The organism is Streptomyces sp. NPDC055955, assembly GCF_042270245.1.
Taxonomy (GTDB): Bacteria; Actinomycetota; Actinomycetes; order Streptomycetales; family Streptomycetaceae; genus Streptomyces.
In genome coordinates, this window is record NZ_JBHJYS010000016.1 from 1 (window position 1) to 25,567 (window position 25,567).

Below are 25,567 nucleotides of genomic sequence, written 5' to 3' on the forward strand. Positions count from 1 at the left end.
GGGGGACCCTGTGGGAGAGTAGGACGCCGCCGAACTATTTTTGAAGAAAACCCCCGTGACGGGATGAGAATCCTGTCACGGGGGTTTTCTGCGTTGTGCGCCAAATATGGTGCGGCCATTCTTGTGGACCCCTCTGCACGCACTCATGTGAGCTGAGGGTAGGGTCAGGGGGCATCGTTGGCTCGTTTCCCCACAGGAGGCCCCCGGGTGGAGGTCCAGGAGACCCGTGTCCAGACGGACCGGGTGCTCACCATCCCGAACATCCTCAGCATGGCGCGTCTTCTTGGCGTACCCCTGTTCCTGTGGCTCATCCTCAGGCCCGAGTTCGGCGGGCCCAAAAGCGATGGCTGGGCCCTCCTGGTCCTGATGCTCAGCGGTGTCAGCGACTATCTCGACGGGAAGCTCGCCCGGCGCTGGAATCAGATCAGCAACCTCGGCCGGCTGCTCGACCCTGCCGCAGACCGGCTCTACATTCTGTCCACGCTGGTAGGACTCACCTGGCGCGAGATTCTGCCGATCTGGTTGACGGCCGTACTGCTTGCCCGGGAACTGGTTCTCCTGGTGATGGTGGGCATCCTCCGCCGGCACGGCTATCCGCCGCCGCAGGTGAACTTCCTCGGCAAGGCCGCCACGTTCAACCTCATGTATGCCTTCCCCCTGTTGCTCCTCAGTGACGGAAGCGGCTGGATCAACACGCTCGCTGCTATTTTCGGATGGGCGTTCGCAGGATGGGGTACAACGCTCTACTGGTGGGCAGGGATCCTCTACGTAGTGCAGGTCCGCCGACTGGTCAGGGCGGACTCTACGGCCGATTGAGCCCTCCATGTGGCGGTATTCGAGGCCAGGTCGGCCCGCAGTCTGAGATCTGCGGGTCCATCCGGACGGGCGAAGTCGGCTAGACAGTCGTCTCTTCAAGGAGGACGCTTCCGACATGAAGGCCGTCGTAATGGCTGGAGGCGAAGGCACGCGCCTGCGCCCCATGACCTCGAGTATGCCCAAGCCGCTCCTGCCGGTTGTGAACCGGCCGATCATGGAGCATGTGCTGCGGTTGCTCAAGCGGCATGGGCTCACCGAGACCGTCGTCACCGTGCAGTTCCTGGCATCTCTCGTCAGGAACTACTTCGGGGACGGCGAAGAGCTCGGCATGGAGCTCACCTATGCCAATGAGGAGAAGCCACTCGGCACAGCCGGCAGCGTGAAGAACGCAGAGGAAGCACTCAAGGACGACGCTTTCGTTGTGATCTCCGGTGACGCTCTGACCGATTTCGACCTCACCGACCTCATCAATTTCCACAAGGAAAAGGGCGCGCTCGTCACGGTCTGTCTGACCCGCGTTCCCAATCCCCTTGAATTCGGCATCACCATCGTCGACGAGCAGGGCAAGGTCGAGCGCTTCCTGGAGAAGCCCACCTGGGGCCAGGTTTTCTCCGACACGGTGAACACGGGCATCTATGTGATGGAGCCCGAGGTGTTCGACTACGTCGAAGCCGATGTGTCGGTCGACTGGTCCGGCGATGTCTTCCCGCAGCTCATGAAGGAAGGCAAGCCGATCTACGGCTATATCGCCGAGGGCTACTGGGAGGACGTCGGAACGCACGAGAGCTACGTCAAGGCACAGGCCGACGTACTCGAGGGCAAGGTCGATGTCGAGATCGACGGATTCGAGATCTCGCCCGGAGTGTGGGTCGCCGAGGGGGCCGAGGTCCATCCGGACGCCGTGCTTCGCGGTCCGCTGTACATCGGCGACTACGCCAAGGTCGAAGCCGACGTGGAGATGCGCGAGCACACCGTGATCGGCTCGAACGTCGTCGTGAAGAGCGGGGCCTTCCTGCACAAGGCCGTCGTCCACGACAACGTGTACATCGGGCAGCACAGCAATCTCCGCGGCTGCGTCGTCGGCAAGAACACCGACATCATGCGGGCCGCTCGCGTCGAGGACGGCGCGGTCATCGGCGATGAGTGCCTCGTCGGCGAGGAATCGATTATTCAGGGCAACGTCCGGGTCTATCCGTTCAAGACCATCGAGGCCGGCGCCTTCGTCAACACCTCGGTGATCTGGGAGTCCAGAGGGCAGGCGCATCTCTTCGGTGCCCGCGGCGTCTCCGGCATCATCAACGTGGAGATCACCCCGGAGCTCGCCGTGCGGCTCGCGGGGGCGTACGCCACGACGCTCAAGAAGGGCTCCACCGTCACCACGGCCCGTGACCACTCGCGTGGTGCGCGAGCCTTGAAGCGAGCGGTCATCTCCGCCTTGCAGGCGAGCGCCATCGACGTGCGCGACCTGGAGAACGTGCCGCTGCCCGTCGCGCGGCAGCAGACCGCGCGAGGCAGCGCCGGCGGGATCATGATCCGTACGACGCCTGGCGTGCCGGACTCCGTGGACATCATGTTCTTCGACGAGCGGGGAGCGGATCTCTCGCAGGCCAGTCAACGGAAGCTGGACCGGGTGTACGCGCGACAGGAGTACCGGCGCGCGTTCCCCGGAGAGATCGGCGATCTGCACTTCCCGTCGAGCGTCTTCGACTCGTACACCGGTTCCCTGCTGCGGAATGTCGATACGACGGGGATTGCCGAGGCGGGGCTCAAGGTCGTCGTCGACGCGTCGAACGGCAGTGCCGGTCTGGTGCTGCCCAGTCTCCTCGGCCGGCTCGGTGTCGACTCGCTGACGATCAACCCGGGGCTCGACGAGTCCAGGCCGACGGAGACGGGGGACGCGCGCCGGTCCGGTCTGGTGCGCCTCGGTGAGATCGTGGCGTCCGCGAGGGCCGCGTTCGGCGTCCGGTTCGATCCGGTCGGCGAGCGGCTGTCGCTGGTCGACGAGAAGGGCCGGATCGTCGAGGACGACCGTGCGCTGCTCGTCATGCTCGACCTGGTGGCCGCCGAGCGGCGCAGCGGCCGGGTCGCGCTGCCGGTGACCACGACGCGTATCGCCGAGCAGGTGGCCGCCTACCACGGCACGCAGGTGGAGTGGACGACCACGTCGCCCGACGACCTCACGCGGGTCGGACGGGACGAGGGGACCATCTTCGGCGGTGACGGTCGTGGAGGGTTCATCATTCCGGAGTTCAGCTCCGTCTTCGACGGTGCGGCCGCCTTTGTCCGGCTGATCGGGCTCGTGGCGCGGACGCAGCTGACCTTGAGCCAGATCGATGCGCGGATCCCGCGGGCGCACGTGCTCAAGCGGGACCTTGCGACTCCGTGGGCGGTGAAGGGGCTCGTGATGCGGCGGGTCGTCGAGGAGGCCGGTGACCGGTCCGTCGACACGACCGACGGCGTGCGGGTCGTCGAGGCGGACGGGCGTTGGGTGATGGTGCTGCCCGACCCGGCCGAGGCCGTCACCCACCTGTGGGCCGAGGGGCCCGACGACGCCTCGGCACAGCAACTGCTCGACGAGTGGGCGGCCGTCGTGGACAGCGCCGGTCGCTGAGCCCTCGCACCGTGCCGGTCGGCGTCTGTCACGGGCGCCGACCGGTCCGCAGGTGGGGCCATTCGGCGGTGGGGGACGGCACGTGCGACGATGTGCGGCATGCCGCAGCAGCCCCCCGATCGGAGCAGTCCCTCAAGCCCCGTGAGCCCCAGGCGTCCCGACGCGTCCATGTCGCTGCTGACGAACGTGATGGACCACAGCCTCGACGACGGATACGCGGAGGCGGCGGCTCGTAAGAAGGCCGAGGGAAGCGGAGGCCTGCCGCGCACCCTGCGGGCCAAGCTCGGGCTCGCGGCGGGGCTCGTCCTCGCGGCGCTCGTGGTGACGGTGGGGGCGGCGCAGGCGCGGGTCGCGGCACCGGTCGTGGCGAAGGAGCGCGAGGAGCTCATCGCCCGTATCGACCGGGAGACGGCGGCCGCGGACAAGCTCGAGCGCAAGGTGGACACGCTCCGCAACGACGTGAGCGACCGCCAGCGTGAGGCGCTGAAGAAACACGGCGGCGACAAAGGCGAGTTGGTCGGTCTGCTCTCCGGGGCCACGGCAGTGCATGGCCGGGGAGTCAAACTGGTCGTCGACGACGCCAAGGAGGCCGACCAGGGCGGAGGGGGGCCGCGCGAGAGCGCGAGCTTCTCGGACACCGGGCGGGTGCGCGACCGGGACATGCAGCGGGTCGTCAACGGGCTCTGGCAGTCCGGTGCCGAAGCGGTCGCCATCAACGGACAGCGGCTGACGGCCCTGTCCGCGATCCGCGCGGCGGGTGACGCGATACTGGTCGACAACAGACCGCTCGTGCCGCCGTACACGGTGCTCGCGGTGGGGGACGGCCAGAGGTTGAGCACCCGGTTCCAGAACAGCCCTGACGGTCTGTACCTGCACGCCCTGCAGGAGAACTTCGGGATCCGGACCAGCATTTCCGCCCAGGACGACGTCCGCCTGCCCGCAGCGCCGAGCCTGACCGTACGTACAGCAGAGCCGAGAACAGAGAAGGGCACATCGTGATTGCCGTACTGGGCCTCGTCGTGGGAGTTGTGGTCGGGCTGTTCGTCCGGCCCGAGGTTCCGGCGGTGGTCGAGCCCTATCTTCCGATCGCCGTGGTGGCGGCCCTCGACGCGGTGTTCGGCGGCCTGCGGGCGATGCTCGACGGGATCTTCGACGACAAGGTCTTCGTCGTGTCGTTCCTGTCGAACGTCGTCGTGGCGGCCCTGATCGTGTTCCTGGGCGACAAGCTGGGTGTGGGCGCGCAGCTGTCCACCGGCGTCGTCGTGGTGCTCGGAATCCGTATCTTCTCCAACGCGGCCGCCATCCGGCGGCACATCTTCCGGGCGTGAGGCCGATGTCCGAGGACGAGAACAAGAACAACGAGCAGCACCGCCTGCGCAAGGAACTGCCGGACGAGGTCGCTCCCGAAGCGGTGGACGGCGCGGACCACGTGGACGGTGATGACGGTGCGCAAGCGCCGGCCGCGGAGGGGGGGACCCCGTCACTGAGCGGACGCCAGCGGCTGGCCAAGGGGCTGTGGCCGCCGCGGGTCTCCCGTGCGCAACTCATCGTCGCCGTCCTGTTGTTCGTGCTCGGCCTGGGTCTGGCGATCCAGGTGCGGTCCAACAGCGACAGCAGCGCGCTGCGTGGCGCACGTCAGGAAGATCTCGTACGCATCCTCGATGAACTGGATGACCGTACTCAGCGTCTGGGAGATGAGAAGCAGCGTCTCGAGGGGCAGCGCACCGAGCTGGAGAACAGCTCGGACCAGGCCGAGGAGGCCCGCAAGCAGACGGTCGAGAGGGAACGGCAACTCGGCATTCTGGCGGGCACCGTGGCGGCGCAGGGCCCCGGGATCACGCTGACGATCACCGACAAGAAGGGCGCGGTGCAGGCGGACATGCTGCTCGATGCGATCCAGGAGCTGCGCGCGGCGGGCGCCGAGGCGATCCAGGTGAACGACGTCCGGGTGGTGGCCGACACGTATCTGACGGATGCGAGCGGCGGGAAGGTGAGTGTGGACGGTCACAAGATCGGCGAGCCTTTCGTCTTCAAGGTCATCGGCAAGCCGCAGGACCTGGAGCCGGCGCTGAACATCCCTGGTGGGGTGGTTCAGACTCTGGAAAAGGAGCAGGCCACCGTTACCGTGGCACAGGCGCAGAAGATCGTTGTGGACGCCTTGCGACCGGCGAAGCGGCCTGACTACGCTCAGTCGTCGTCCCAGTGAGGCGGGGGCGCATGGGGGTGTTCGGGCCAGGGCATGAGGTTGCGGGGGGTCGGCGCACCGTAAGTGGGGTGCGTGGTGGAAACTGTTTGGCGGATACGGACGTTGTGAGGATGTCTGTGTCGCCGATGTACGGCGGTGTGTGCAATCAGGGTTCGTCCTGCCCCACGGGCGGGTCTGTTTCGGTCAAGGGGAATCGCCCGTGAAGTTGTTTGCGAAGTTGTTCGGCAAGAGCGCACGTGAGGACAGCGGCAATGCCAGTGCCACTGCCCGCCACCGTGCACCGCGCGCCCAGGACGCGGAGGTGCAGGGGGCGGAGCGTCCGCTGTTCCGTGATCAGGTCGGCCCTCAGGGTGCTGACATTTCGGGCGGACAGGGCGCGTCGTCTGTTGACCCTGCCGCGTCCGGCCGCATAGGTTTCGGGGAACCGCCAACCTCAAGTGCGGGTGGAGGGTTTACCCCCGATCCGTATGCGTCCCATGCCCCCGCGGGGCAGCCGCGGCAGGAGGATCCGTCCATGTCGGCACTGGTGTGTACGAGGTGCGGAAACCGCAACGCCGAGGCGAGCCGGTTCTGCTCCAACTGCGGTGCGCCCCTGCGTGCCACGGCGGAGCGTCCGTCCGAGACGACCTCGACGATTTCCATTTCGGGCCTTGAGGCCTACGACGCCGAAGTCACCGGTCAGACGCTGTCGCCGGCGCTCTCCCCGGAGGCCCAGGCCGCCGTCGACGCCCTGCCGCTCGGCTCGGCGCTCCTGGTGGTGCGACGCGGTCCGAACTCGGGCAGCCGCTTCCTCCTCGACGGCGAACTGACCACGGCGGGACGGCATCCGCAGAGCGACATCTTCCTTGACGACGTGACCGTCTCGCGCCGCCACGTGGAGTTCCGTCGCGGTGCTGACGGTGCCTTCACCGTCAGCGACGTGGGCAGCCTCAACGGCACGTACGTCAATCGGGAGCGGATCGACTCGGTCACGCTGTCGAACGGCGACGAGGTGCAGATCGGCAAGTACCGGCTGGTCTTCTACGCGAGCCAGCGGGGCATCTGACCTGTCAGGAAGGTCCATGCTTCAAACACCGAAGGGCGGTGCCGGTCACGGCATCGCCCTCACGGACAGTCGGCTGATGAGCATCGGCACCGTGCTGAACGTGCTGCGCGACGAGTTTCCCGAAGTCACCATCTCCAAGATCAGGTTCCTGGAGTCCGAGGGGCTGATCGAGCCACAGCGGACCCCCTCGGGGTACCGCAAGTTCAGCCCGGACGACGTCGAGCGACTTGCCCACGTACTGCGTATGCAGCGGGACCACTACCTGCCGCTGAAGGTCATCAAGGAACAGCTCGACGCTCTGGGGCGCGGAGAAGCGATCACGCTGCCCTCTCCGGGACTGCAGGGCGACGGCGAGGACGGCAGGGCCCCGGAGGGCGGCGAAGGGCCGACAGTGGCCCGTGTGGGCCGTGACGAGCTGCTTGCCGCCGCCGGCGTCGAGTCTCCCGAGCTCGACGAGTGGGAGTCGTACGGCCTCATCGCGCCGCTGCCCGACGGCGGATACGACGCGGAGGCGGTCACGGTCGCCGAGCTGGTCATGGAGCTGGGCCGCTTCGGGATCGAGCCGCGGCATCTGCGGGCGATGAAGGCCGCGGCCGACCGGGATGCCGGCCTGATCGACCAGGTCGTCGCGCCGCTGCGACGGCACCGCAATCCCCAGACCCGGGCGCATGCGCAGGCCCGCGCGAAGGAGCTGGCGGGGCTGACGGTGAAGCTTCACGGCGCGCTTGTGCAGACCGCGCTCGGAGTGCGTCTGCCCTGATCCGAGGGGTGCTCGCGCGGTGTGCGTCCGGCGATCGACGGGTGCCCGACTACCCAAACCTGCCGGGCACGTCCTAGGGTTGCTGTGTGAACGAGCTCGACGTCGTAGGTGTCCGGGTCGAAATGCCCTCCAACCAACCGATCGTGCTCCTGCGTGAAGTGGGAGGCGACCGCTACCTCCCCATCTGGATCGGACCGGGGGAGGCGACGGCCATCGCCTTCGCACAGCAGGGCATGGCCCCCGCACGCCCGCTGACGCACGACCTTTTCAAGGACGTGCTGGAAGCGGTCGGGCAGGAGCTCACGGAAGTACGCATCACAGACCTGCGTGAAGGCGTCTTCTACGCGGAACTGGTGTTCTCGAGCGGAGTCGAGGTCAGTGCGCGCCCGTCGGACGCCATAGCGCTCGCGCTGCGCACCGGCACGCCGATCTACGGCAGTGACGGTGTGCTCGATGATGCCGGGATCGCGATCCCGGATGAGCAGGAGGACGAGGTGGAGAAGTTCCGCGAGTTCCTCGACCAGATCTCGCCCGAGGATTTCGGGACCAACAGCCAGTGACGCGAGCGGCCGTCGTGAGGCGGCCGCTGCCGCGCCGGGGCTCCGGCCGGACCATTCGGCTAGCCTTTCCCCGCGGTGAGGCACGGGAAACCACTCGTAGGGTGATTATCACTCGGCGTGCCGAGTGTGGCGATCGTTGACGCACCCCTGGTGACTGCCTACCGTCGAGAAGGCAGGTCAATGAGGAGGTCGGCGTGAGAAGCAGCGGCGACGGTACGGCTGGGGGCGGCGGACACAGTCCGGCGGAGAGCGGCCCGTACTCGCTTCACGGCCACGCGGCCGATCACATTCCGCGTCGGCCGACGGTGTTGCCGGTGGTCGCTCAGAGGGATGAGGACGCGACGCCCGAGCAGGTCGGATACCGCGGACCCACCGCGTGCGCGGCGGCCGGTATCACCTATCGGCAACTGGACTACTGGGCGAGGACCGGACTGGTCGAGCCGAGTGTGCGCCCGGCCCACGGGTCGGGGACCCAGCGGCTCTACAGCTTCCGGGACGTCGTCGTACTGAAGATCGTGAAGCGGTTCCTGGACACGGGTGTCTCACTGCAGAACATCCGCACCGCGGTGCAGCATCTGCGGGAGCGCGGCTTCAGCGATCTCGAGCGGCTGACCCTCATGAGCGACGGCGCCACGGTCTACGAGTGCAGTTCGCCGGCGGAGGTCCACGATCTGCTCCAGGGCGGGCAGGGCATCTTCGGTATCGCTGTCGGTGTGGTGTGGCGGGATGTCGAGAGCGCCCTGTCGCAGCTGCACGGGGAGCGCGTCGACACCGGCGAGACGCTCCTCGGGAACAACCCGGCGGACGAGCTGGCGAGGCGGCGCCACCGCGCGGTGTGAGCGGGGCCGATGCGTCGGCCGGGGCATTGTCAGTGCCGTAGGGCAGCATCGGACATGTGAGAACCGCGCCCACGATCCTGCATCTCGACATGGATGCCTTCTACGCCTCGGCGGAGCAGGCGTCGAAGCCGAGTCTGCGCGGGAAAGCCGTGGTCGTCGGTGGGATCGGGCCTCGTGGGGTGGTGGCCACCGCCTCGTACGAGGCCCGCGTGTTCGGAGTGCACTCGGCGATGCCGATGGGGCAGGCACGCCGCCTCGCGCCCAATGCCGCGTATCTCGTGCCGCGCTTCCGGCTGTACCGGGAGGTCAGCGAGCAGGTGATGGGCCTGCTGCGGGAGCTGTCGCCGCTGGTGGAGCCGCTGAGCCTCGATGAGGCGTTCGTCGATCTGGAGGCCGGTGAGGCGGCCTGGGACGCCGCGTCGGCGCGGCTCGTCGGTGAGCGGCTGCGGGACGAGATCAAGGCCGTGACGGGTCTGACCGGGTCGGTGGGGCTCGCGGCGTCGAAGATGCTGGCGAAGATCGCCTCCGAGGCGGCGAAGCCGGACGGGCTGGAGCTGATCGTGCCCGGTACCGAGCGCGCCATGCTCGGGCCCATGTCGGTGCGCACGCTGCCCGGCGTGGGGCCGGCGACCGGGGACCATCTGAGACGGGCCGGGATCACCACGGTCGAGGAGATCGCCGAGGCGGGCGAGGACGAGCTCGTACGGCTGCTGGGGAAGTCGCACGGGGCGTCGCTGTACGCCATGGCCCTCGCGCACGACGACCGGCCCGTGGTGGCCGAGCGTGACGCCAAGTCGGTGTCGGTCGAGGACACGTACGACGTGGACATCCACGACCGGGTGCGGGTGCGGACCGAGGTGCAGCGGCTTGCGGAGCGGTGCGTGCAGCGGTTGCGGGGGGCGGAGCGGTCCGGGCGGACCGTGGTCCTCAAGGTGCGGCGCTACGACTTCTCCACGCTGACCAGGTCAGAGACGCTGCGCGGGCCCACCGACGACCCCGCCGTGGTGCGCGAGGCGGCCGCCCGGCTCCTGGAGTCCGTGGACACGACGGGAGGGGTGCGGCTGCTCGGCGTGGGGGTGACCGGCCTGGCCGACTACACGCAGGAGGACCTGTTCGCGCAGGCGCGGGCCGAGGCCGATGCGCACGCGGCCGAGGGGGCGAGTGAGGGCGAGGCGGAAGGGGCGGGTGGTGCGGGGGACGAGGGGCAGGCGGTTGCCGACGAGGTCGTCGAGGCCGCGGACCGGCGCTGGGTGGCCGGGCATGACGTGCGGCATGAGGAGTTCGGGCACGGGTGGGTGCAGGGCAGCGGGCTCGGGCGGGTGACCGTGCGCTTCGAGACGCCGTACTCGGAGCCGGGGCGGGTGCGCACGTTCCGGACCGATGACCCCGCGCTCGTACCGGCGGAGCCGCTGCCGCTGGTGGAGGGCGGGGCCGGGCGCTGTCCGGCGCGGGAGCCGGATGCCGGGTCAGGTGTCGTCTGACGGAGGGTGGGCGATCTTGCCGAAGTCGCGGTCCTTGGGGGGCACGGGGTCGTCCGGGGCCGAGATGTCGAGACCGTAGTGGTGGTAGAGCTGGAGTTCCTGTTCGGGGGAGAGGTGACGGCCGACGCCGAAGTCGGGGGCGTCCTTGATCAGGGAGCGTTCGAAGGGGATGCGCAGGGTGCCCTCCACGAGTTCGCTCGGTTCCAGGGGGACGAAGGCGTCCCGGCTGAACAGGCCTGTGCGTATCGCCGCCCACTCGGGGACACCGGTCGCGTCGTCGAGGTAGACCTCGTCGACGGTCCCGATCTTGGCCCCGTTGCGGTCGAACGCCTTGCGGCCGATCAGGTTGCGCGGATCGATATCGGTCTGCACGGGGCCCTCCAGCTGCTCGCAACTCATCCGTAAGCACTACCAAAGTGCACATTGGGGGAGGCGGCCACTCGAGGCCGGGGGTGTTGTCGCCGCTGGTAGGCTGGCGATGGCTGCCGACCCCGTGCGGGAGAGTCCTCCGGATGACACCGGAGGCGCCGAAGGAGCAACTCCTCCCCGGAATCTCTCAGGCCCCTGTACCGCACGGACGAGGTCACTCTGGAAAGCAGGGCGGGCGTTCAGGCCTCCGCTCTCACCGACGGTGAAAGTCGTCATGCCCTTCGTGATGGGGGTGTGCCGGTGAAACTCTCAGGTTGAGATGACAGAGGGGGAGGCCGTCCGGGCACCCGCGCCGTGGTGCCCCTCGCAGGTCGCAATGACCAGGAGGCCTCCGCAATGACCGCCAACCGTATTCCGCTCTCCCAGTTGGAGCAGGGAATCCCCTTCGAGCAGCGCCATATCGGTCCGGATGAAGCAGCGCAGGCCAAGATGCTCGCGCAGGTCGGGTACGGCTCGCTCGACGAGCTGACGGCGGCCGCGGTCCCGGACGTGATCAAGAGCGCCGAGGCGCTCGATCTTCCCGGGGCCCGCACCGAGGCCGAGGTGCTCGCAGAGCTCCGCTCCCTCGCCGACCGCAACCAGGTCCTCGACTCGATGGTCGGACTGGGCTACTACGGCACGTTCACGCCGCCCGTCATTCTCCGCAACGTCATGGAGAACCCGTCCTGGTACACGGCGTACACGCCCTATCAGCCGGAGATCTCGCAGGGCCGGCTCGAGGCGCTGCTGAACTTCCAGACGATGGTCGCCGAGCTGACCGGCCTGCCGACCTCGGGCGCCTCGCTGCTCGACGAGGGCACGGCCGCGGCCGAGGCCATGGCGCTGTCCCGGCGCATGGGCAAGGTCAAGAACGGCGCCTTCGTGGTCGACGCGGACGCGCTGCCGCAGACCATCGCCGTGATCCAGACGCGTGCCGAGCCGACCGGTGTCGAGGTCGTCGTCGCGGACCTGTCCGAGGGCATTCCGGCCGAGGTCGCCGAGCGCGGCGTCGTCGGCGTCCTGATCCAGTACCCGGGCGCCTCCGGTGCCGTCCGCGACATCAAGCCCGTCATCGAGCAGGCCCACGAGCTGGGCGCCGTCGTCACGGTCGCCGCCGATCTGCTCGCCCTCACGCTGCTGACCTCGCCCGGTGAGCTCGGCGCCGACATCGCCGTCGGTACGACGCAGCGTTTCGGTGTCCCCATGGGCTTCGGCGGTCCGCACGCCGGCTACATGGCCGTCCGTGAGAAGTTCGCGCGCAGCCTGCCCGGCCGCCTCGTGGGCGTCTCCGTCGACGCCGACGGCAACAAGGCGTACCGCCTCGCGCTGCAGACCCGTGAGCAGCACATCCGGCGCGAGAAGGCCACCAGCAACATCTGTACCGCTCAGGTGCTGCTCGCCGTCATGGCCGGCATGTACGCCGTCTACCACGGGCCCGATGGCCTCAAGGGCATCGCGCGGCGCACGCACCGGTTCGCGACGCTGCTTGCCGAGGGCCTCAAGGCCGGTGGCGTGGAGGTCGTGCACGGCGCGTACTTCGACACCCTGACCGTGAAGGCCGCGGGCCGGGCCGCCGACGTCGTGAGCGCCGCGCGTGAAGGCGGTGTCAACCTCCACCTCGTGGACGCCGACCACGTGTCGATCTCGTGCGACGAGACCACGACGCGGACCCAGCTGGGCGCCGTCTGGACCGCGTTCGGTGTCGAGGCCGATGTCGACGCGCTCGACGCGGCGGTCGTGGACACGCTGCCGGCGGGCCTTCTGCGTGGCGACGACTACCTGACGCACCCCGTGTTCCACGCGCACCGCTCCGAGACCGCGATGCTGCGCTACCTGCGCAAGCTGGCCGACCGCGACTACGCGCTCGACCGCGGCATGATCCCGCTGGGCTCCTGCACGATGAAGCTCAACGCGACGACGGAGATGGAGCCGGTCACCTGGCCCGAGTTCGGCCAGCTGCACCCGTTCGCGCCCGCCGACCAGGCGCAGGGCTACCTCACGCTCATCCGTGAGCTGGAGGAGCGCCTCGCGGAGGTCACCGGTTACGACAAGGTGTCGCTCCAGCCGAACGCCGGTTCGCAGGGCGAGCTGGCCGGTCTGCTCGCCGTGCGTGGTTACCACCGCGCCAACGGCGACGACCAGCGCACCGTCTGCCTCATCCCGTCCTCCGCGCACGGCACGAACGCCGCGAGCGCCGTGATGGCCGGTATGAAGGTCGTCGTCGTGAAGACGGCCGACGACGGCGAGATCGACGTCGCGGACCTCCGCGCCAAGATCGAGCAGTACGCCGACGAGCTCTCCGTCCTGATGATCACCTACCCGTCCACGCACGGTGTCTTCGAGGAGCACGTCGCCGACATCTGCGCGCAGGTGCACGACGCCGGCGGTCAGGTCTACGTCGACGGCGCCAACCTGAACGCCCTGGTGGGTCTCGCCAAGCCGGGCCACTTCGGTGGCGACGTCTCGCACCTCAACCTGCACAAGACGTTCTGCATCCCGCACGGCGGCGGCGGCCCCGGCGTCGGTCCGGTCGGTGTCCGCGCGCACCTCGCGCCGTACCTGCCCAACCACCCGATGCAGCCCGCGGCCGGACCCGAGACCGGCGTCGGCCCGATCTCCGCGGCGCCGTGGGGCTCCGCGGGCATCCTGCCGATCTCCTGGGCGTACGTGCGGCTCATGGGCGGCGAGGGCCTCAAGCGGGCCACGCAGGTCGCGGTGCTCAGCGCCAACTACATCGCCAAGCGACTCGAGCCGCACTTCCCGGTGCTCTACACGGGCCCCGCCGGCCTCGTCGCGCACGAGTGCATCATCGATCTGCGCCCGATCTCGAAGGCGACCGGCGTCAGCGTCGACGACATCGCCAAGCGGCTCATCGACTACGGGTTCCACGCGCCGACCATGTCGTTCCCGGTCGCAGGGACGCTGATGATCGAGCCGACCGAGAGCGAGGACCTGGCCGAGCTCGACCGGTTCTGTGAGGCGATGATCGCCATTCGCGGGGAGATCGAGAAGGTCGGTTCGGGCCGGTGGCCCGCCGAGGACAACCCGCTGCGCAACGCGCCGCACACCGCGGCCGCGCTCGGCGGCGAGTGGGAGCACGCGTACAGCCGCGAGGAGGCCGTCTTCCCCGCCGGTGTCGTGGCCGCCGACAAGTACTGGCCGCCGGTCCGTCGCATCGACCAGGCGTACGGCGACCGGAATCTCGTCTGCTCGTGCCCGCCCATGGACGCGTACGAGGACTGATACGCACGCTGACATGCGTCAGGGCCGGTTCCGGGGTTTCCCGGGGCCGGCCCTTTCGTACTGCGGACGCCGTCGGCGTCCGGATGCGCTCAGGCCGCGGTCACGACGTGCACCGGACGGTGCGGAGCGATGATCTGGCCGTCTGGCAGCAGCTCACCGGTGTCCTCGAAGAGCAGGACGCCGTTGCAGAGCAGACTCCAGCCCTGTTCGGGGTGGTGGGCCACAGGGAGCGCGGCCTCCCGGTCGGCGGAGTCTGCGGACGGGCACGGTGGCTGGTGCTGGCACATGGATGGGATCTTTCCCTGTGAAGTGATGTCGGTGATGGGTGTGATGTCGCTGTCTGTCCTGCGGCTCGAAGCGTTGCTCATGGCCGCCCCCCGTTTGTCGGTCGGTCCGGAACCCAGTGTTGCCCTACGGGCGTCAATCCGCAGGGATTTCGTCGCAGCGGTCCTCACTGGATGAGGACGCGTCACCCGTGCGGACGGTTCACCCCAACTGCACTGTCCCTTCGGGTGGTTCGGGGTGGCCTGACCGGGCTAGTCCGGACGGGCCCGCGAGGGCACGGCTGCGCCCCGCGACCGGTCGGCATCGGTAGCGGGGCGCGGGCGCGTCGGACGGCCCGGTCGCGTCAGGCGGGTGAGCCCAGCAGGGGAGCGGGGGTCAGTCGATGGGTGAGGACGGGCAGCAGTTCGGCGACCCGGTGGGGGCGGTGGGCGGCGATGCCGGGCGGCGCGGGCGCGAGCGGGACCAGGAGGTCACTGGCCGCGGGATGTCCCGTGGAGGCGTCGGCGTTGCAGTCCCCGTGCAGCCAGAGAGTGAGCATGTACAACTCCGGGACCGAGAGCAGGCGCGGTTGGTAGGCCGCGGGCATGGACTCGGCCTGGCGCAGCGCGTGTTCGGTGGCCGCGACGTACGGGCCCTCGAAGAAGTGCGAGAACGCCCAGCCGTCGGCAGTCAGCATCGTGTCGGCGGCGGCGACCGCGCGTTCCCCGCAGCGGATCAGGAACCGCCAGCCGGCGAGTCGGGTCGGCGAGGGGCCCGCGCTGCCCATGACCCGGTCCAGCACGTGGACGGGCAAAGGGAGTTCGGGGCTCGCCGGTCCTTGGGCGGAGCGCAGGGAGGGCGTGCGGGCCTCGCGGACCGCGGTGGGAGAACCGAGGGCCGTGAGGACGGTGCGCAGGGCGGGCGCGGGAGCCGGAGGGACATGCAGCGGCATGGTGGGTCGCCTCTCATTCGACAGGCACGGTGGATCGAGGGCGTGGCGGGACGAGCGGACGGCTCTGTCTGCTGACCGGGCCAGAGGGGGCGGGGCAGGTACCGCGAGCGCCAACTCTCTGCCTCGTTCGCGAAGTTTATACGACACGTGTTCACGCAGTGTTTCGTCTAGCCGTCGCGAAAATGCTCGGCAAGGCGTTATTCGGTCGCCGAGACGAGGGGAATCTCCCGATTTTCGGCGGTGCCGGGTCGGTGACCTCGTAATCTTCACGGCGAGCGGACGGCCGGTTCTCGTCGGCGTTTATCACCAGGCTGGGTGGAATGGTCTCTTCGACATGCTGCATGCCTAGTGAATGTGCCCCGTGACAACTGCTGGGAGCCTACTCGCCCGTGGCGGGAAGCGGGGCGTTATCGATCAACTTGCCTGGGCATCATCCACCGTGACACAGCGGCCGGGCGGCCGGGCCGCCCAGGCGAGGAGGGATGCTTCCATGGGGGAGAAGGTCGCGGCGGGCGCGTTCGACCTGTCCGATCGACGGCACTACCGCAGGAAGTTGCAGCAGTGTCTGGCGGGGCTCGGGAGACTCCTGGAGGAGGAGAGGTTCGACCGTCCGAGAAATCTGATGGGCCTGGAGATCGAGTTGAATCTCGCGGGGCCCGACGGCATGCCCAGAATGATGAATGCGCAAGTTCTCGAGCGCATCGCGAGCCGTGATTTCCAGACCGAACTCGGAATGTTCAATCTGGAAGTGAACATTGCCCCCCATCGCTTGGGAGGCCGCGTTCTCGACCGGCTCGCGGAGGAGCTCAGGACCGGCCTCGCCTATGCCCACCGGAAAGCGAACGAGGTGGACGCCGGGATCGTGATGATCGGCATTCTCCCGACGCTCGTGCCCGATGATCTCGTCTCCGCGAACCTGTCGGACGTGGACCGTTACAGCCTCCTCAACGACCAGATGGTGGCCGCGCGCGGCGAGGACTTCGAGGTCGACATCGACGGGGTGGAGCATCTGCGCTGCAGCTCGGGGTCCATAGCGACCGAAGCGGCGTGCACCTCCGTGCAGTTGCACCTCCAGGTCACTCCCGCCCGCTTCGCCGACGTGTGGAACGCGGCGCAGGCCGTCGCGGCCGTGCAGGTCGCGGTCGGCGCCAACTCGCCGTTCCTGTTCGGACATGAGCTGTGGCGCGAGTCGCGGCCTCCCCTGTTCCAGCAGGCGACCGACACCCGCCCGCCCGAACTCCAGGCCCAGGGGGTCCGGCCGCGCACCTGGTTCGGTGAGCGCTGGATCAGCGGCGCGTACGACCTCTTCGAGGAGAACCTGCGCTACTTCCCCCCGTTGCTGCCCCTGTGCGACGACGAGGAGCCGCTGCGCGTCATCGACGACGACGGAGTGCCGACCCTCGCCGAACTCGTCCTGCACAACGGCACCGTCTACCGGTGGAACCGCCCCGTGTACGGCATAGCCGACGGTATGCCGCACCTGCGCGTGGAGAACCGCGTCCTGCCCGCGGGCCCCACCGTCACCGACGTCATCGCGAATGTCGCCTTCTACTACGGCGTCGTGCGCGCCCTGGCCGAGGACGCCCGCCCCGTGTGGACCCGCCTGCCCTTCGACGCGGCGGCCCGCAACTTCGACGAGGCCTGCCGGTACGGGATCGAGGCGCGCCTCGACTGGCCGCGCCGGGGCCGCTTCGGCGGGATCGAGAAGGTGGCCGCCGTCACTCTCGTACGGGACGAGCTGTTGCCGCTGGCTGCCGCCGGGCTCGACGCCTGGGGCATCGAGGCGGCCGACCGTGACTTCTACCTCGGGGTGATCGAGGAGCGCTGCCGGCGGCGGGTCAACGGCGCCTCGTGGCAGGCGGCCACGTTCCACAGCGCGCTGGAGAGCGGCCTGGAGCGCGACGCGGCGCTCGCGGCGACCACTCGGCGCTACTGCGAGCTGATGCACGCGGGCGACCCGGTGCACATGTGGCCGGTGGGGCTTCCGGCGCCGGCGGTGCAACTGGGCTGACCGGTGCGGCGGTTCCGCTCGGTCAGCCCTTGGCGCCCGCCTCCACGATCGCCTTGAGGATCACTGCGTGGATCTCGGCCGGGTCGCTGACCTGGTGCCCGGAGCCGCCGGTGGCCCCGGCGATCTGCTCGACCTCGTCCTTGTCCGCGTCGGGGCCGACCGCGATGGCGATGAGCGGCACCGGGTGCTGCGGGTCGGCAAGGCTCTGGAGCCGTGAGACGAGGTTGCTGCGCGCGATGGACCCGGGGTCCTGGTTCGCGCCGTCGGTCACGACCACGAGGGCGTTGAACTTGCCGTTCCGGTAGGAGGACGTGGCCTCCTCGTAGGCGGCGAGCGTGGTGTCGTAGAGACCCGTGGCGCCGCCCGGCACGGGCTGCAGGCCGCTGAAGGCCTCGGACAACCTGTCGCGCTGGGTGCCGCCGCCCTTGCGGTCGCCGAGACGCTCGGTGGGTACGAGCTTGCGGTAGTCGCGGTTCCCGTCGAGGAGCGTGGCGAACTCCCACAGGCCGATCTCGTCCTCGGGCGTGAACGTGGCGAGCGCCTGGAGCATCGAGGCCTTCGTGACCTCCATGCGGGACTGGTTGCGGCCCGGCACAAAGTTCGCCATGGAGGCGGAGGCGTCCACGACGACGGTGATCCGGGCGCTCTGCACCGTGATCGTCCACATGCCGAGGGTCTCCTGGAGCTCCTTGTCCGTCGGCGGCTCGGAGTCCGACGCCGCGTACGGCTGGGGGCTGCGGCCGCCCGCCCCGGCGACCAGCGCGTCCGAGGGCTCCTCGTCGTCCGTCCTGAAACCGTGCTCCTCCAGGATCCTGACGCCGGCGTCCTCGCCGAGCAGGGTCATGAAGCGGATCGCGGCCCGTCGTTCGTCCGTCGACTTGTCGCCCTCGTCGACCAGTGCGAACGGGTAGTCCAGCTGCGGCGAGCCGTCCTTCGGGTAGAAGAGTTCGAGTCCGTCCTTGTCGCCGGCGGTCGCGTTGTACCGGAACGAGGACTGCTCGGAGAGGATCAGCGCCTGATTGCGGCGCGGATTGCCCTGCTCGGTGCCGGAGGAGTCGCGCGCCAGGGTGTCGGTCAGCTGGTCGTCGCTGTCGGTGGTGCGCTGTGAGAGCGCCTTGGCCATGGCGGCGGCCTGGGTGTCGTCCTCCTTCCCGGACTTCTCGGTGGAGGCGCCCAGCCGGGTCAGGGCCAGGAGACCGGTCGCGCTGCGCGCGGGGTCCGCGGTCCCGAGCCGCAGCTTGTCGCCCTCCATGGCCGCGCCGGTCAACTGCGCCCAGGTGTACTTCTTCGCGGGCCAGCCCATGCTCTTCGCGGCCGACGGCACCATGCCGATGCCGATGGGGGAGGAGGCGATGTTGCCCGTCGCCGTGACCGCAGTGGCGTTCGCGCCCAGGCCGGCGCGCTGGATCCACAGACTCGCGTCCGGCACCCACGCCTCGTAGTCCCGGGTGTCCTTCCGGCCCTTGCGCAGGGCGTCGGCGATCTTGTACGAGTCGCCTGCCTGCACGCGGGTGTCGAGGCACTGTCCGTCGGAGGTCAGGTGGTTCTTGCGGGCGAGGTCCGCGGCGTCGCGCAGCGCGGGGGCGACATCGGGCGAGGCGGCGATGTCGAGGTGGACCGTCTTGCCGTCGCAGGTCCCGCCGAGGGAGAGCAGGCCGCTCCTGGCCGCCAGAGCCGTGCCCCCGGCGACCACGAGGACGAGGGCCGTGGCGATGGCGACGGTCCGGCCGCGCGTGCGGCGGCGGGGGGCGACCGCGTCCGTCCCATACTCGTCGGGCAAGCTGTGACGTCCCATGCGGTGGTGCCCTTCCTCGGGTCCCGGCCCGACGGAAGGGGAGAGGTACACCAAAGAACGGCCTGCGTCCCCCCGGCCTGTCGCGCGCGATCTTCGTACCTTTATTCGAGACCCTAGCGGGGCCAGGTGGGGGATGAGGCGGGATTACTCAACTGGAGGCAGGTGTGCAGGCGGAGGCGGGTGCGGTGGCTGATTCATTTCCGAACGAGCGGCTCTCGCGACAGATTCTTCGGAACGAGACACTGCTCGTCCTGGCGCTCTCGCTCGGTGCGAGCGCAGTGTCCGCGCTGATCAGCTTTGTCGGATCGGTGACCAAACCGGGGGGCCTCAAGGACCAGGCGGCGACCCTGAACGCCTCGGCGGCTCCCGGGCGGCCGTGGCTTGATCTGGCGTGGCAGTTGTTCGGGATCGCGAGCGCGCTCGTCCCGGTCGCGCTCGTCGCGCACCTGCTGATGCGCGAGGGCGTCGGGATGCGGACGATCGGCTTCGACCGGACGAGACCGCTCTTCGACACGACCCGTGGCGCGGTGATCGCCGCGGTCATCGGCAGTACGGGCATCGCCTTCTATCTGGCGGCCCGCGGCCTCGGCTTCAACCTCACGGTGGTGCCGGAGGCGCTGCCGGACGTGTGGTGGAAGTTCCCGGTCCTGATCATGTCGGCGATCCAGAACGCCGTCCTGGAGGAAGTGATCGTCGTCGGCTACCTGCTGCGCAGGCTGGGGCAGTTGGGCTGGACGCCCGGCACGGCGATCGTGGCCAGCTCGGTGCTGCGCGGCTCGTACCACCTCTACCAGGGCATCGGCGGGTTCTTCGGGAACCTCGCGATGGGCCTGGTCTTCGCGTATCTGTACCGGCGGTGGGGACGGGTCGGGCCGCTGGTGGTGGCGCACTCGCTGCTCGACATCGGCGCGTTCGTCGGATACGCGCTGCTCGCGGGGAAGGTGGGGTGGCTGCCCACGGCGTGAGGTCGGGGGGCGGGTGTCGGATGCAGGGGCGTACGAGATCTTCGTACGCCCCTGCGGCGTGAAAGGCCCCAGGTCCTAGGCGAGCAGGTCGCCCTCGATGACCGTGACGGCTCGGCCGGTCAGCAGGGTGCGGGCGCCGCGCAGTTCGGTGCGCACGAAACCGGTGCGGGCGGAGGCCTGGAGGCCGGTGAGTTCGGTGCGGCCGAGGCGCGCGGACCAGAACGGCGCGAGGGCCGTGTGGGCACTGCCGGTGACCGGGTCCTCGTCGATGCCGACGCGCGGGAAGAAGCAGCGGGAGACGAAGTCGTAGGCGCCGTCGGGGTCCGCGGCGCGGGCGGTCGCGATCACGCCCCGTTCCGAATGGGCGGAGAGTGCCTTGAGGTCGGGTGCGAGGGCGTGCACGGTCTTCTCGTCCGCGAGCTCGACCAGCAGGTCGCCCACCTGGCGGCCGGTGTCGTGCACCGAGAGCGGCTCGGCGCCCAGGGCCGCGGCGACCCCTTCGGGGCTGTCGATACGGGTCAGGGGTGCGGTCGGGAAGTCGAGCGTGATCGTGCCGTCCTCGCGCGGGGTCGCCACGAGCACGCCGCTGCGGGTGGTGAAGCGGACCGGGCCGTGGATGGCGCCGGTGCTGTGCAGCACGTGCGCGGTGGCCAGGGTGGCGTGGCCGCACATGTCGACCTCGGTGGCGGGGGTGAACCAGCGCAGCGCCCAGTCGGCGCCGCCGCCGGCGGGCAGCGGGTGGGCGAACGCCGTCTCGGCGTGGTTGACCTCGGTGGCGATGTCCTGGAGCCGGGCGTCGTCGGGGAAGGCGTCGAGGAGGAGTACGCCGGCCGGATTGCCGGCGAAGGGGCGGTCGGTGAAGGCGTCCACGATTCGAATGCGCATGGGGCCGACGCTACGGGGACGGCGAAAACGCAGGCCAAGGCCAATTCGGAAGAGCTGGACCGGCGGAGGGTTGTCAGTCGAACAGTTCCGATATATCGTTGACGCATCGCGACCGATCAACGATGGAAGGAATGATGGAGATGCGTTCCCATGGCCACGAGCATGAACACGGGCATGGACAGTGCGGGCCCGGCCATCACGGTCGGGGCGGCTTCGAGGGGCGGCGCGCCGCCTTCGGCCCCTTCGGGCCGGGCTTCGGCCCGGGACCTTGGGGCGGCGGGCGCGGCGGCCGGGGCGGACCTCGCGGAAGGGCACGGCGCGGCGACGTACGCGCGTCGATCCTGGCCCTCCTGAAGGACCGTCCGATGCACGGCTACGAGATGATCCAGGAGATCGCCGAGCGCAGTGGCGGGGCGTGGAAGCCCAGTCCGGGTTCGGTGTACCCGACCCTCCAGCTGTTGGAGGACGAGGGCCTGATCGCCAGCGAGAGCGAGGGTGGCAAGAAGCTGTTCGCGCTCACCGAGTCCGGCCGTTCCGCGGCCGACGAGGGGCCCGACGCTCCCTGGGAGGAGGCCGGGCGCGGGGTCGACTGGGACACCCTGAACGAGATCCGGCAGGCCGGCTTCGGTCTGATGGAGGCGTTCGGGCAGGTCTGGAAGACCGGCAGCAAGGAGCAGCGCGAGAAGGCGCTGACCGTCATCAACGACGCCCGCAAGAAGCTGTACCTGATCCTCGCCGACGAGGACTGACGTCCTCGGGCTGATCCCGTACCGACAGGCGAAGGCGCCCCGCACCGAGCGTGCGGGGCGCCTTCATGTGTTCGCCGGTGGGTGGGGCTCAGGCGACGAGGCCGGCCAGCTTGCGCAGCGACTCGTTGAGCGCGGCCGTCGCCGAGTCCTTGAGCTTGCCCGCCATCAGGGACACGGCGGCTCCGGTGAACTCGCCGTCGATGCGGACTGTCGTGCCGTCGCCGTCCGCGGTCAGGGTGTAGCGCGTGCCGACGTTGACGCCCATCGGACCCTTGCCCCTGATGGCGAGGGTGCGGGTGGTCTCCAGGTCCTCGACGGTCCAGGTCACCTCCGCCGGGAATCCCATGAGCTTCATGTTCTCCTCGAAGGTGCCGCCCACTTCGAGCGACGTGGGGGCGCCCTTCGGGAAGCTCGTGTGTGTGGCGTTCCACTCGCCGTACGCGGTGAAGTCGGTGAGCTGGGCCCAGACCTTCTCCGCGGGCGCCCCGATCCGTGCTTCCGCGCTGACTTCGGCCATGCGACCACCCCTTCTCGACGAGAGCTGCGGCGGGCGCAGCCGTGGTGTCGCGGAAAGTAGCCGCAGGGCCTCGAACATTCAATACTGATGAAGCGTCAGAAACGGATGCGGGGGAACTGCGGTCAGTCGAGCTTCTCGATGACCGCGGCGTCGAAGAGGTCCGAGGCGCGCGGGAACGGCCCCTCGTCGTGACAGTGCCAGGCGTCCCAGAACAGGTCGGCGAGCAGCGCGTCGTCAGGTGCGTACACCCGGTACACGTACTGCCTGCCGTCGATCGCAGGCAGGGCCACGAGCCAGCACCTGCTCTCCATACTTGTGAAGGACGGGTTCAGGTGCGTCTTCGGTTGCGAGCGGGGCGCGATGCAAGGCGGCGCGCGCCTCTCGGGGTAAAAAGGCGTGATCTCATCCGTAAGGAGGAGAACCCGCTCATGCGTGCCCACCTTGCGTCGGACGTGGAAATGCTTCCCGCCGGGGATGCCCGGCCGGACAGGGACTGATGAGGTGGGAGATGTGCAAAGCCCTACCCCGTCCGAGGCCGCCGCAAGCGGCCACAGTCGTGCAGATGTCGACGCCAGGCTCAGTCCCGAGCTCGCCTCGGTGGTGGCCGGTGCCCGCCGCAGAGCCGTCCGTGACGGGGACCGCCAGATCGACACCGCGCATCTCCTGCACTCTCTCCTCGAGACCGACCCGCAGGTGCGCGAGGCCTTCGGCGGCGGACCCCAGCTCGCGCGCCTCCTCGGCTACCTCGTGCAGCGGAGCATCGGCTACGGCCTCCACTGGCAGGGCACGGTCGAGGACTCCGGAGCCGTGCCCGTCGTGACGGGGCTCGGCTGGTCGCCCGCCGCGGCGGCCGCGATGGAAGCCGCGCTCGACCGCGCCGAACGCCGCGGCGACCCGCGTGCGCGCGGCGTCGACCTCCTCACCTCGCTCGCGGCGGACCGGGAGTGCCGCGCCGTCGAGGTGCTCGGCCGGGCCGGGGTCGACGCGGAGGGCCTGCGGCGGCGTGTCGAGGCCGGGTGCTGAGGCGGGCGGTTCTGGGCCGAGGCCCGGGTTCGCGTTGAGGTCGGTTCTGTTCGGGGCGGCTCCTGGGGGCGTGCCTCCGTTCGTCATGCCCGGCGCGTCCGGCACGTGAGACAGGGGTCATCGGGGATGACGGTCATGACGCCGGCTGTCATGATGTGCCGGTGCATGCGTCTCAGGGGATTCAGGCGAACCGCGGGCGAGGTGTCGGACTGGGGCTCGCCCTTGTCTCGGCGCTCGCCTTCGGCGGTTCCGGTGTGGCGGCGAAGCCGCTGATCGAGGCGGGTCTCGACCCGCTCCACGTGGTGTGGCTACGCGTCGCCGGCGCCGCGCTCGTCATGCTGCCCGTCGCCTGGCGGCACCGCTCCCTGGTCGTCCGGCGGCCCGCGCTGCTCGCCGGGTTCGGCCTGCTCGCCGTCGCCGGTGTACAGGCCTGCTACTTCGCCGCGATCTCCCGAATCCCTGTCGGTGTCGCGCTCCTCATCGAGTACCTCGCCCCCGCGCTGGTCCTCGGCTGGGTGCGTTTCGTGCAGCGCAGGCCCGTGACGCGCGCCGCCGCGCTCGGCGTGGTCCTCGCCGTCGGCGGCCTCGCCTGTGTCGTCGAGGTGTGGGCGGGCCTCAGCGTCGACCTGATCGGACTGCTGCTCGCCCTCGCCGCCGCCTGCTGCCAGGTCGGCTACTTCGTCCTGTCCGACCAGGGCAGCGACGCGGGGGACCGGGCCCCGGACCCGCTCGGCGTGATCGCGTACGGGCTGCTCGTCGGCGCCCTCGTCCTGACGGTCGTGGCGCGCCCCTGGGGCATGGACTGGTCGGTGCTCGGCGGCAGTGCCTCGATGAACGGCACCTCCGTGCCCGCGTGGCTGCTGCTCTGCTGGATCGTGCTGATCGCCACGGTCATCGCCTACGTCACCGGGGTCCTCTCCGTGCGCCGCCTCTCGCCCCAGGTGGCCGGAGTCGTGGCCTGCCTGGAAGCGGTCATCGCGACCGTGCTGGCCTGGGTGCTCCTGGGCGAGCATCTGTCGGCACCGCAGATCGTCGGCGGCGCGGTCGTCCTGGTCGGTGCGTTCATCGCGCAGTCCTCGGCTCCGGCGAAGCCCGAGATCGTCGCCGTCGCGGTCGAGGTCGCCCCGGACGGGTCCGCCCCGGACGAGGCGTTCCCGGAGTCGCCGGACAAGACGTTGTCCGGCAGCGGCAGCGCGAACTAAGGTGTTGATCATGCATTCACGCGCACTCGTGCTTCCGCCCCCGGCCGCGTAACGCGGGCGGCGGCCGCCCGGACCATCGCGCTCCGGCGGCCCATTCGACGAGGATCCGGCTCGGGACGACCCGAGCGGTTCACGGCTGCCCGCAGACGACAGTCCGTGTCCTTGCCCCGCCCCCGTCCATGGGGCGCGGAGGCCACTCTTCGTGGAGAACCACGTGTTGCACACTGTCGCGGCTGACTCAGCCGACACCTCGTCCCGTACGTCGTCCGCCGGAGCAGCATCGCTGTTGCCCGTCGGGCGCGGGCTCCTCTACCTCGTCGTCGCCGGCGCCGCCTGGGGCACCGCGGGCGCCGCCGCCTCGCTGGTCTTCCGGGCCAGTGACCTCGGCCCCGCCGCCCTGTCGTTCTGGCGCTGCCTGGGCGGCCTCGCGCTGTTGCTCGTGGCACGGGCCCTGCGACCGCGCAGGACCCGGCCCGCGACGGAACCGCGCCTGCGCAAGGCGGTGCGGATCGTCGTCACCGGGATCGCCCTGAGTGTCTTCCAGACCGCGTACTTCGCGGGGGTCCAGGCGACCGGACTCGCCGTCGCCACCGTGGTCACCCTCGGCGCGGGGCCGGTCCTCATCGCGCTCGGCGCGCGCCTGATCATGGGCGAACGGCTCGGCGGCGGCGGACTGCTGGCCGTGCTGGGCGCCCTCGCGGGCCTCACCGTCCTCGTGCTCGGCGGCGGGGGCGCGGCCGTGCGTCCCGCCGGCGTCGCGTGGGCCGTGGTCTCCGCGGCCGGCTACGCCGTGATGACTCTGCTGACGCGGTGGTTCGGGCGGGACGGCCGGTCGGGCGATCAACTCGACACGTCCGTCCTGACGTTCGCCGTCGCCGCGGTGAGCCTCCTGCCGCTCGGGGCGCTGGAGGGTCTGGTGCCGCACACCTCCCAGCCGCTCCAGGTGCTGGGGATGCTGGTCTACATCGCGTCAGTACCTACCGCGCTCGCCTACGCCCTGTACTTCTCGGGCGCCGCGGTGGTCAGGTCCGCGACCGTCTCGGTGATCATGCTGCTCGAACCGGTGAGCGCCGCCGTCATCGCGGTCGTGCTCCTCGGCGAGCGGCTGACCGCGCCGACGGTGGCGGGCACGGTCCTGATGCTGGCCGCGGTGACCGGGCTCGCCGTGGCCGAGGCGCGCGCGAGGTAGCGGACGACGAGCCCCGGTGGGCGTATCGACGCTCACCGGGGCTCGG

General features: G+C 69.8%; 24 protein-coding genes and 1 riboswitch. Of the genes, 17 read left to right on the forward strand and 7 right to left on the reverse strand.

All coding sequences use genetic code 11. From position 1 onward, the window contains the following. Positions 1 to 207: 207 nt before the first annotated feature. From ACFC96_RS28580 to ACFC96_RS28625, 10 genes are all read left to right on the forward strand, one after another. Entirely contained in the window at positions 208 to 816 is a 609-nt protein-coding gene (locus ACFC96_RS28580; RefSeq protein WP_227293547.1) for a CDP-alcohol phosphatidyltransferase family protein, read from the forward strand. A gap of 115 nt (positions 817 to 931) precedes the next feature. After that, a complete protein-coding gene (locus tag ACFC96_RS28585) occupies positions 932 to 3,427 on the forward strand; it encodes a sugar phosphate nucleotidyltransferase (RefSeq protein WP_376614821.1) in 2,496 nt (831 codons plus the stop codon). A gap of 90 nt (positions 3,428 to 3,517) precedes the next feature. Then, a complete protein-coding gene (locus tag ACFC96_RS28590; protein WP_340459424.1) occupies positions 3,518 to 4,426 on the forward strand; it encodes a DUF881 domain-containing protein in 909 nt (302 codons plus the stop codon). Further along, positions 4,423 to 4,755 carry a small basic family protein gene (locus tag ACFC96_RS28595; protein WP_100597644.1) on the forward strand — a complete coding sequence of 111 codons (333 nt, stop codon included), beginning with the start codon at positions 4,423 to 4,425 and terminating at the stop codon, positions 4,753 to 4,755. The genes ACFC96_RS28590 and ACFC96_RS28595 overlap by 4 nt, the downstream gene beginning before the upstream one ends. Positions 4,756 to 4,760: 5 nt before the next feature. Next, complete coding sequence (locus ACFC96_RS28600) at positions 4,761 to 5,633, forward strand: DUF881 domain-containing protein (RefSeq protein ID WP_376263613.1); 873 nt, start codon at positions 4,761 to 4,763, stop codon at positions 5,631 to 5,633. 199 nt (positions 5,634 to 5,832) lie between these two features. Continuing rightward, a complete protein-coding gene (locus tag ACFC96_RS28605) occupies positions 5,833 to 6,678 on the forward strand; it encodes an FHA domain-containing protein (RefSeq protein ID WP_376614823.1) in 846 nt (281 codons plus the stop codon). 16 nt (positions 6,679 to 6,694) lie between these two features. After that, positions 6,695 to 7,438 (forward strand): MerR family transcriptional regulator, encoded by a 744-nt coding sequence (locus ACFC96_RS28610; RefSeq protein ID WP_376263610.1) that lies wholly within the window; start codon positions 6,695 to 6,697, stop codon positions 7,436 to 7,438. Positions 7,439 to 7,524: 86 nt separating this feature from the next. After that, positions 7,525 to 7,998, forward strand: a complete 474-nt coding sequence (locus ACFC96_RS28615; protein ID WP_100597640.1) for a bifunctional nuclease family protein — start codon at positions 7,525 to 7,527, stop codon at positions 7,996 to 7,998. Between the two features lie 194 nt (positions 7,999 to 8,192). Further along, positions 8,193 to 8,837, forward strand: coding sequence for a MerR family transcriptional regulator (locus ACFC96_RS28620; protein ID WP_376614825.1), 645 nt, complete (start codon positions 8,193 to 8,195; stop codon positions 8,835 to 8,837). A 56-nt stretch (positions 8,838 to 8,893) separates the two neighbouring features. Beyond that, on the forward strand, positions 8,894 to 10,318 hold the full coding sequence (locus ACFC96_RS28625) for a DNA polymerase IV (RefSeq protein ID WP_376614827.1): 1,425 nt from the start codon (positions 8,894 to 8,896) through the stop codon (positions 10,316 to 10,318). On the opposite strand, the gene ACFC96_RS28630 is transcribed toward ACFC96_RS28625, so the two are convergent. Continuing rightward, positions 10,304 to 10,690 carry a PRC-barrel domain-containing protein gene (locus ACFC96_RS28630; protein ID WP_376263602.1) on the reverse strand — a complete coding sequence of 129 codons (387 nt, stop codon included), beginning with the start codon at positions 10,688 to 10,690 and terminating at the stop codon, positions 10,304 to 10,306. The genes ACFC96_RS28625 and ACFC96_RS28630 overlap by 15 nt on opposite strands. 114 nt (positions 10,691 to 10,804) lie before the next feature. Beyond that, positions 10,805 to 10,900, forward strand: a riboswitch (glycine riboswitch). A gap of 183 nt (positions 10,901 to 11,083) precedes the next feature. On the opposite strand from ACFC96_RS28630, the gene gcvP reads away from it, so the two are divergent. Next, a complete protein-coding gene (gene gcvP / locus ACFC96_RS28635; RefSeq protein ID WP_376263599.1) occupies positions 11,084 to 13,969 on the forward strand; it encodes an aminomethyl-transferring glycine dehydrogenase in 2,886 nt (961 codons plus the stop codon). 89 nt (positions 13,970 to 14,058) lie between these two features. On the opposite strand, the gene ACFC96_RS28640 is transcribed toward gcvP, so the two are convergent. Both ACFC96_RS28640 and ACFC96_RS28645 read right to left on the reverse strand, forming a co-directional pair. Continuing rightward, positions 14,059 to 14,256: a DUF5999 family protein gene (locus ACFC96_RS28640; protein WP_376263634.1), complete on the reverse strand. Its 198-nt coding sequence runs from the start codon at positions 14,254 to 14,256 to the stop codon at positions 14,059 to 14,061. Positions 14,257 to 14,597: 341 nt separating this feature from the next. Then, positions 14,598 to 15,185: a hypothetical protein gene (locus tag ACFC96_RS28645; RefSeq protein ID WP_376263596.1), complete on the reverse strand. Its 588-nt coding sequence runs from the start codon at positions 15,183 to 15,185 to the stop codon at positions 14,598 to 14,600. A 490-nt stretch (positions 15,186 to 15,675) separates the two neighbouring features. Between ACFC96_RS28645 and ACFC96_RS28650 the strand changes: the two genes are divergently transcribed. After that, the gene (locus tag ACFC96_RS28650; protein ID WP_376614829.1) at positions 15,676 to 17,196 is read left to right on the forward strand and encodes a glutamate-cysteine ligase family protein; all 1,521 of its coding nucleotides are present in this window, start codon (positions 15,676 to 15,678) and stop codon (positions 17,194 to 17,196) included. A 22-nt stretch (positions 17,197 to 17,218) separates the two neighbouring features. Here ACFC96_RS28650 and ACFC96_RS28655 read toward each other — a convergent pair whose 3' ends face one another. Further along, a complete protein-coding gene (locus ACFC96_RS28655; RefSeq protein WP_376614830.1) occupies positions 17,219 to 18,991 on the reverse strand; it encodes a substrate-binding and VWA domain-containing protein in 1,773 nt (590 codons plus the stop codon). 164 nt (positions 18,992 to 19,155) lie between these two features. On the opposite strand from ACFC96_RS28655, the gene ACFC96_RS28660 reads away from it, so the two are divergent. Beyond that, positions 19,156 to 19,956, forward strand: coding sequence for a CPBP family intramembrane glutamic endopeptidase (locus ACFC96_RS28660; protein WP_376263589.1), 801 nt, complete (start codon positions 19,156 to 19,158; stop codon positions 19,954 to 19,956). A gap of 75 nt (positions 19,957 to 20,031) precedes the next feature. On the opposite strand, the gene ACFC96_RS28665 is transcribed toward ACFC96_RS28660, so the two are convergent. After that, positions 20,032 to 20,841 (reverse strand): PhzF family phenazine biosynthesis protein, encoded by an 810-nt coding sequence (locus ACFC96_RS28665; RefSeq protein WP_376263586.1) that lies wholly within the window; start codon positions 20,839 to 20,841, stop codon positions 20,032 to 20,034. Between the two features lie 140 nt (positions 20,842 to 20,981). On the opposite strand from ACFC96_RS28665, the gene ACFC96_RS28670 reads away from it, so the two are divergent. After that, positions 20,982 to 21,590: a PadR family transcriptional regulator gene (locus ACFC96_RS28670; RefSeq protein ID WP_376614832.1), complete on the forward strand. Its 609-nt coding sequence runs from the start codon at positions 20,982 to 20,984 to the stop codon at positions 21,588 to 21,590. An 88-nt stretch (positions 21,591 to 21,678) separates the two neighbouring features. On the opposite strand, the gene ACFC96_RS28675 is transcribed toward ACFC96_RS28670, so the two are convergent. After that, positions 21,679 to 22,107 carry an SRPBCC family protein gene (locus tag ACFC96_RS28675; protein WP_266566793.1) on the reverse strand — a complete coding sequence of 143 codons (429 nt, stop codon included), beginning with the start codon at positions 22,105 to 22,107 and terminating at the stop codon, positions 21,679 to 21,681. Positions 22,108 to 22,229: 122 nt separating this feature from the next. Further along, the gene (locus ACFC96_RS28680; RefSeq protein WP_362909918.1) at positions 22,230 to 22,418 is read right to left on the reverse strand and encodes a hypothetical protein; all 189 of its coding nucleotides are present in this window, start codon (positions 22,416 to 22,418) and stop codon (positions 22,230 to 22,232) included. Between the two features lie 199 nt (positions 22,419 to 22,617). Here ACFC96_RS28680 and ACFC96_RS28685 point away from each other — a divergent pair, with 199 nt between their 5' ends. From ACFC96_RS28685 to ACFC96_RS28695, 3 genes are all read left to right on the forward strand, one after another. Further along, positions 22,618 to 23,130, forward strand: coding sequence for a Clp protease N-terminal domain-containing protein (locus ACFC96_RS28685; RefSeq protein WP_376614834.1), 513 nt, complete (start codon positions 22,618 to 22,620; stop codon positions 23,128 to 23,130). A gap of 155 nt (positions 23,131 to 23,285) precedes the next feature. Continuing rightward, positions 23,286 to 24,332 carry a DMT family transporter gene (locus ACFC96_RS28690; protein ID WP_376263574.1) on the forward strand — a complete coding sequence of 349 codons (1,047 nt, stop codon included), beginning with the start codon at positions 23,286 to 23,288 and terminating at the stop codon, positions 24,330 to 24,332. A gap of 214 nt (positions 24,333 to 24,546) precedes the next feature. Further along, a complete protein-coding gene (locus ACFC96_RS28695; RefSeq protein ID WP_376614835.1) occupies positions 24,547 to 25,521 on the forward strand; it encodes a DMT family transporter in 975 nt (324 codons plus the stop codon). Positions 25,522 to 25,567 lie beyond the last annotated feature (46 nt).

Coding starts and splice junctions, on each gene's coding strand:
- ACFC96_RS28640 (WP_376263634.1), bottom strand. CDS start 14,256: ATGTGCCAGCACCAGCCACCGTGCCCGTCCGCAGACTCCGCCGACCGG.
- ACFC96_RS28590 (WP_340459424.1), top strand. CDS start 3,518: ATGTGCGGCATGCCGCAGCAGCCCCCCGATCGGAGCAGTCCCTCAAGC.
- ACFC96_RS28585 (WP_376614821.1), top strand. CDS start 932: ATGAAGGCCGTCGTAATGGCTGGAGGCGAAGGCACGCGCCTGCGCCCC.
- ACFC96_RS28670 (WP_376614832.1), top strand. CDS start 20,982: ATGCGTTCCCATGGCCACGAGCATGAACACGGGCATGGACAGTGCGGG.
- ACFC96_RS28645 (WP_376263596.1), bottom strand. CDS start 15,185: ATGCCGCTGCATGTCCCTCCGGCTCCCGCGCCCGCCCTGCGCACCGTC.
- ACFC96_RS28655 (WP_376614830.1), bottom strand. CDS start 18,991: ATGGGACGTCACAGCTTGCCCGACGAGTATGGGACGGACGCGGTCGCC.
- ACFC96_RS28600 (WP_376263613.1), top strand. CDS start 4,761: ATGTCCGAGGACGAGAACAAGAACAACGAGCAGCACCGCCTGCGCAAG.
- ACFC96_RS28650 (WP_376614829.1), top strand. CDS start 15,676: ATGGGGGAGAAGGTCGCGGCGGGCGCGTTCGACCTGTCCGATCGACGG.
- ACFC96_RS28675 (WP_266566793.1), bottom strand. CDS start 22,107: ATGGCCGAAGTCAGCGCGGAAGCACGGATCGGGGCGCCCGCGGAGAAG.
- gcvP (WP_376263599.1), top strand. CDS start 11,084: ATGACCGCCAACCGTATTCCGCTCTCCCAGTTGGAGCAGGGAATCCCC.
- ACFC96_RS28665 (WP_376263586.1), bottom strand. CDS start 20,841: ATGCGCATTCGAATCGTGGACGCCTTCACCGACCGCCCCTTCGCCGGC.
- ACFC96_RS28610 (WP_376263610.1), top strand. CDS start 6,695: ATGCTTCAAACACCGAAGGGCGGTGCCGGTCACGGCATCGCCCTCACG.
- ACFC96_RS28680 (WP_362909918.1), bottom strand. CDS start 22,418: ATGGAGAGCAGGTGCTGGCTCGTGGCCCTGCCTGCGATCGACGGCAGG.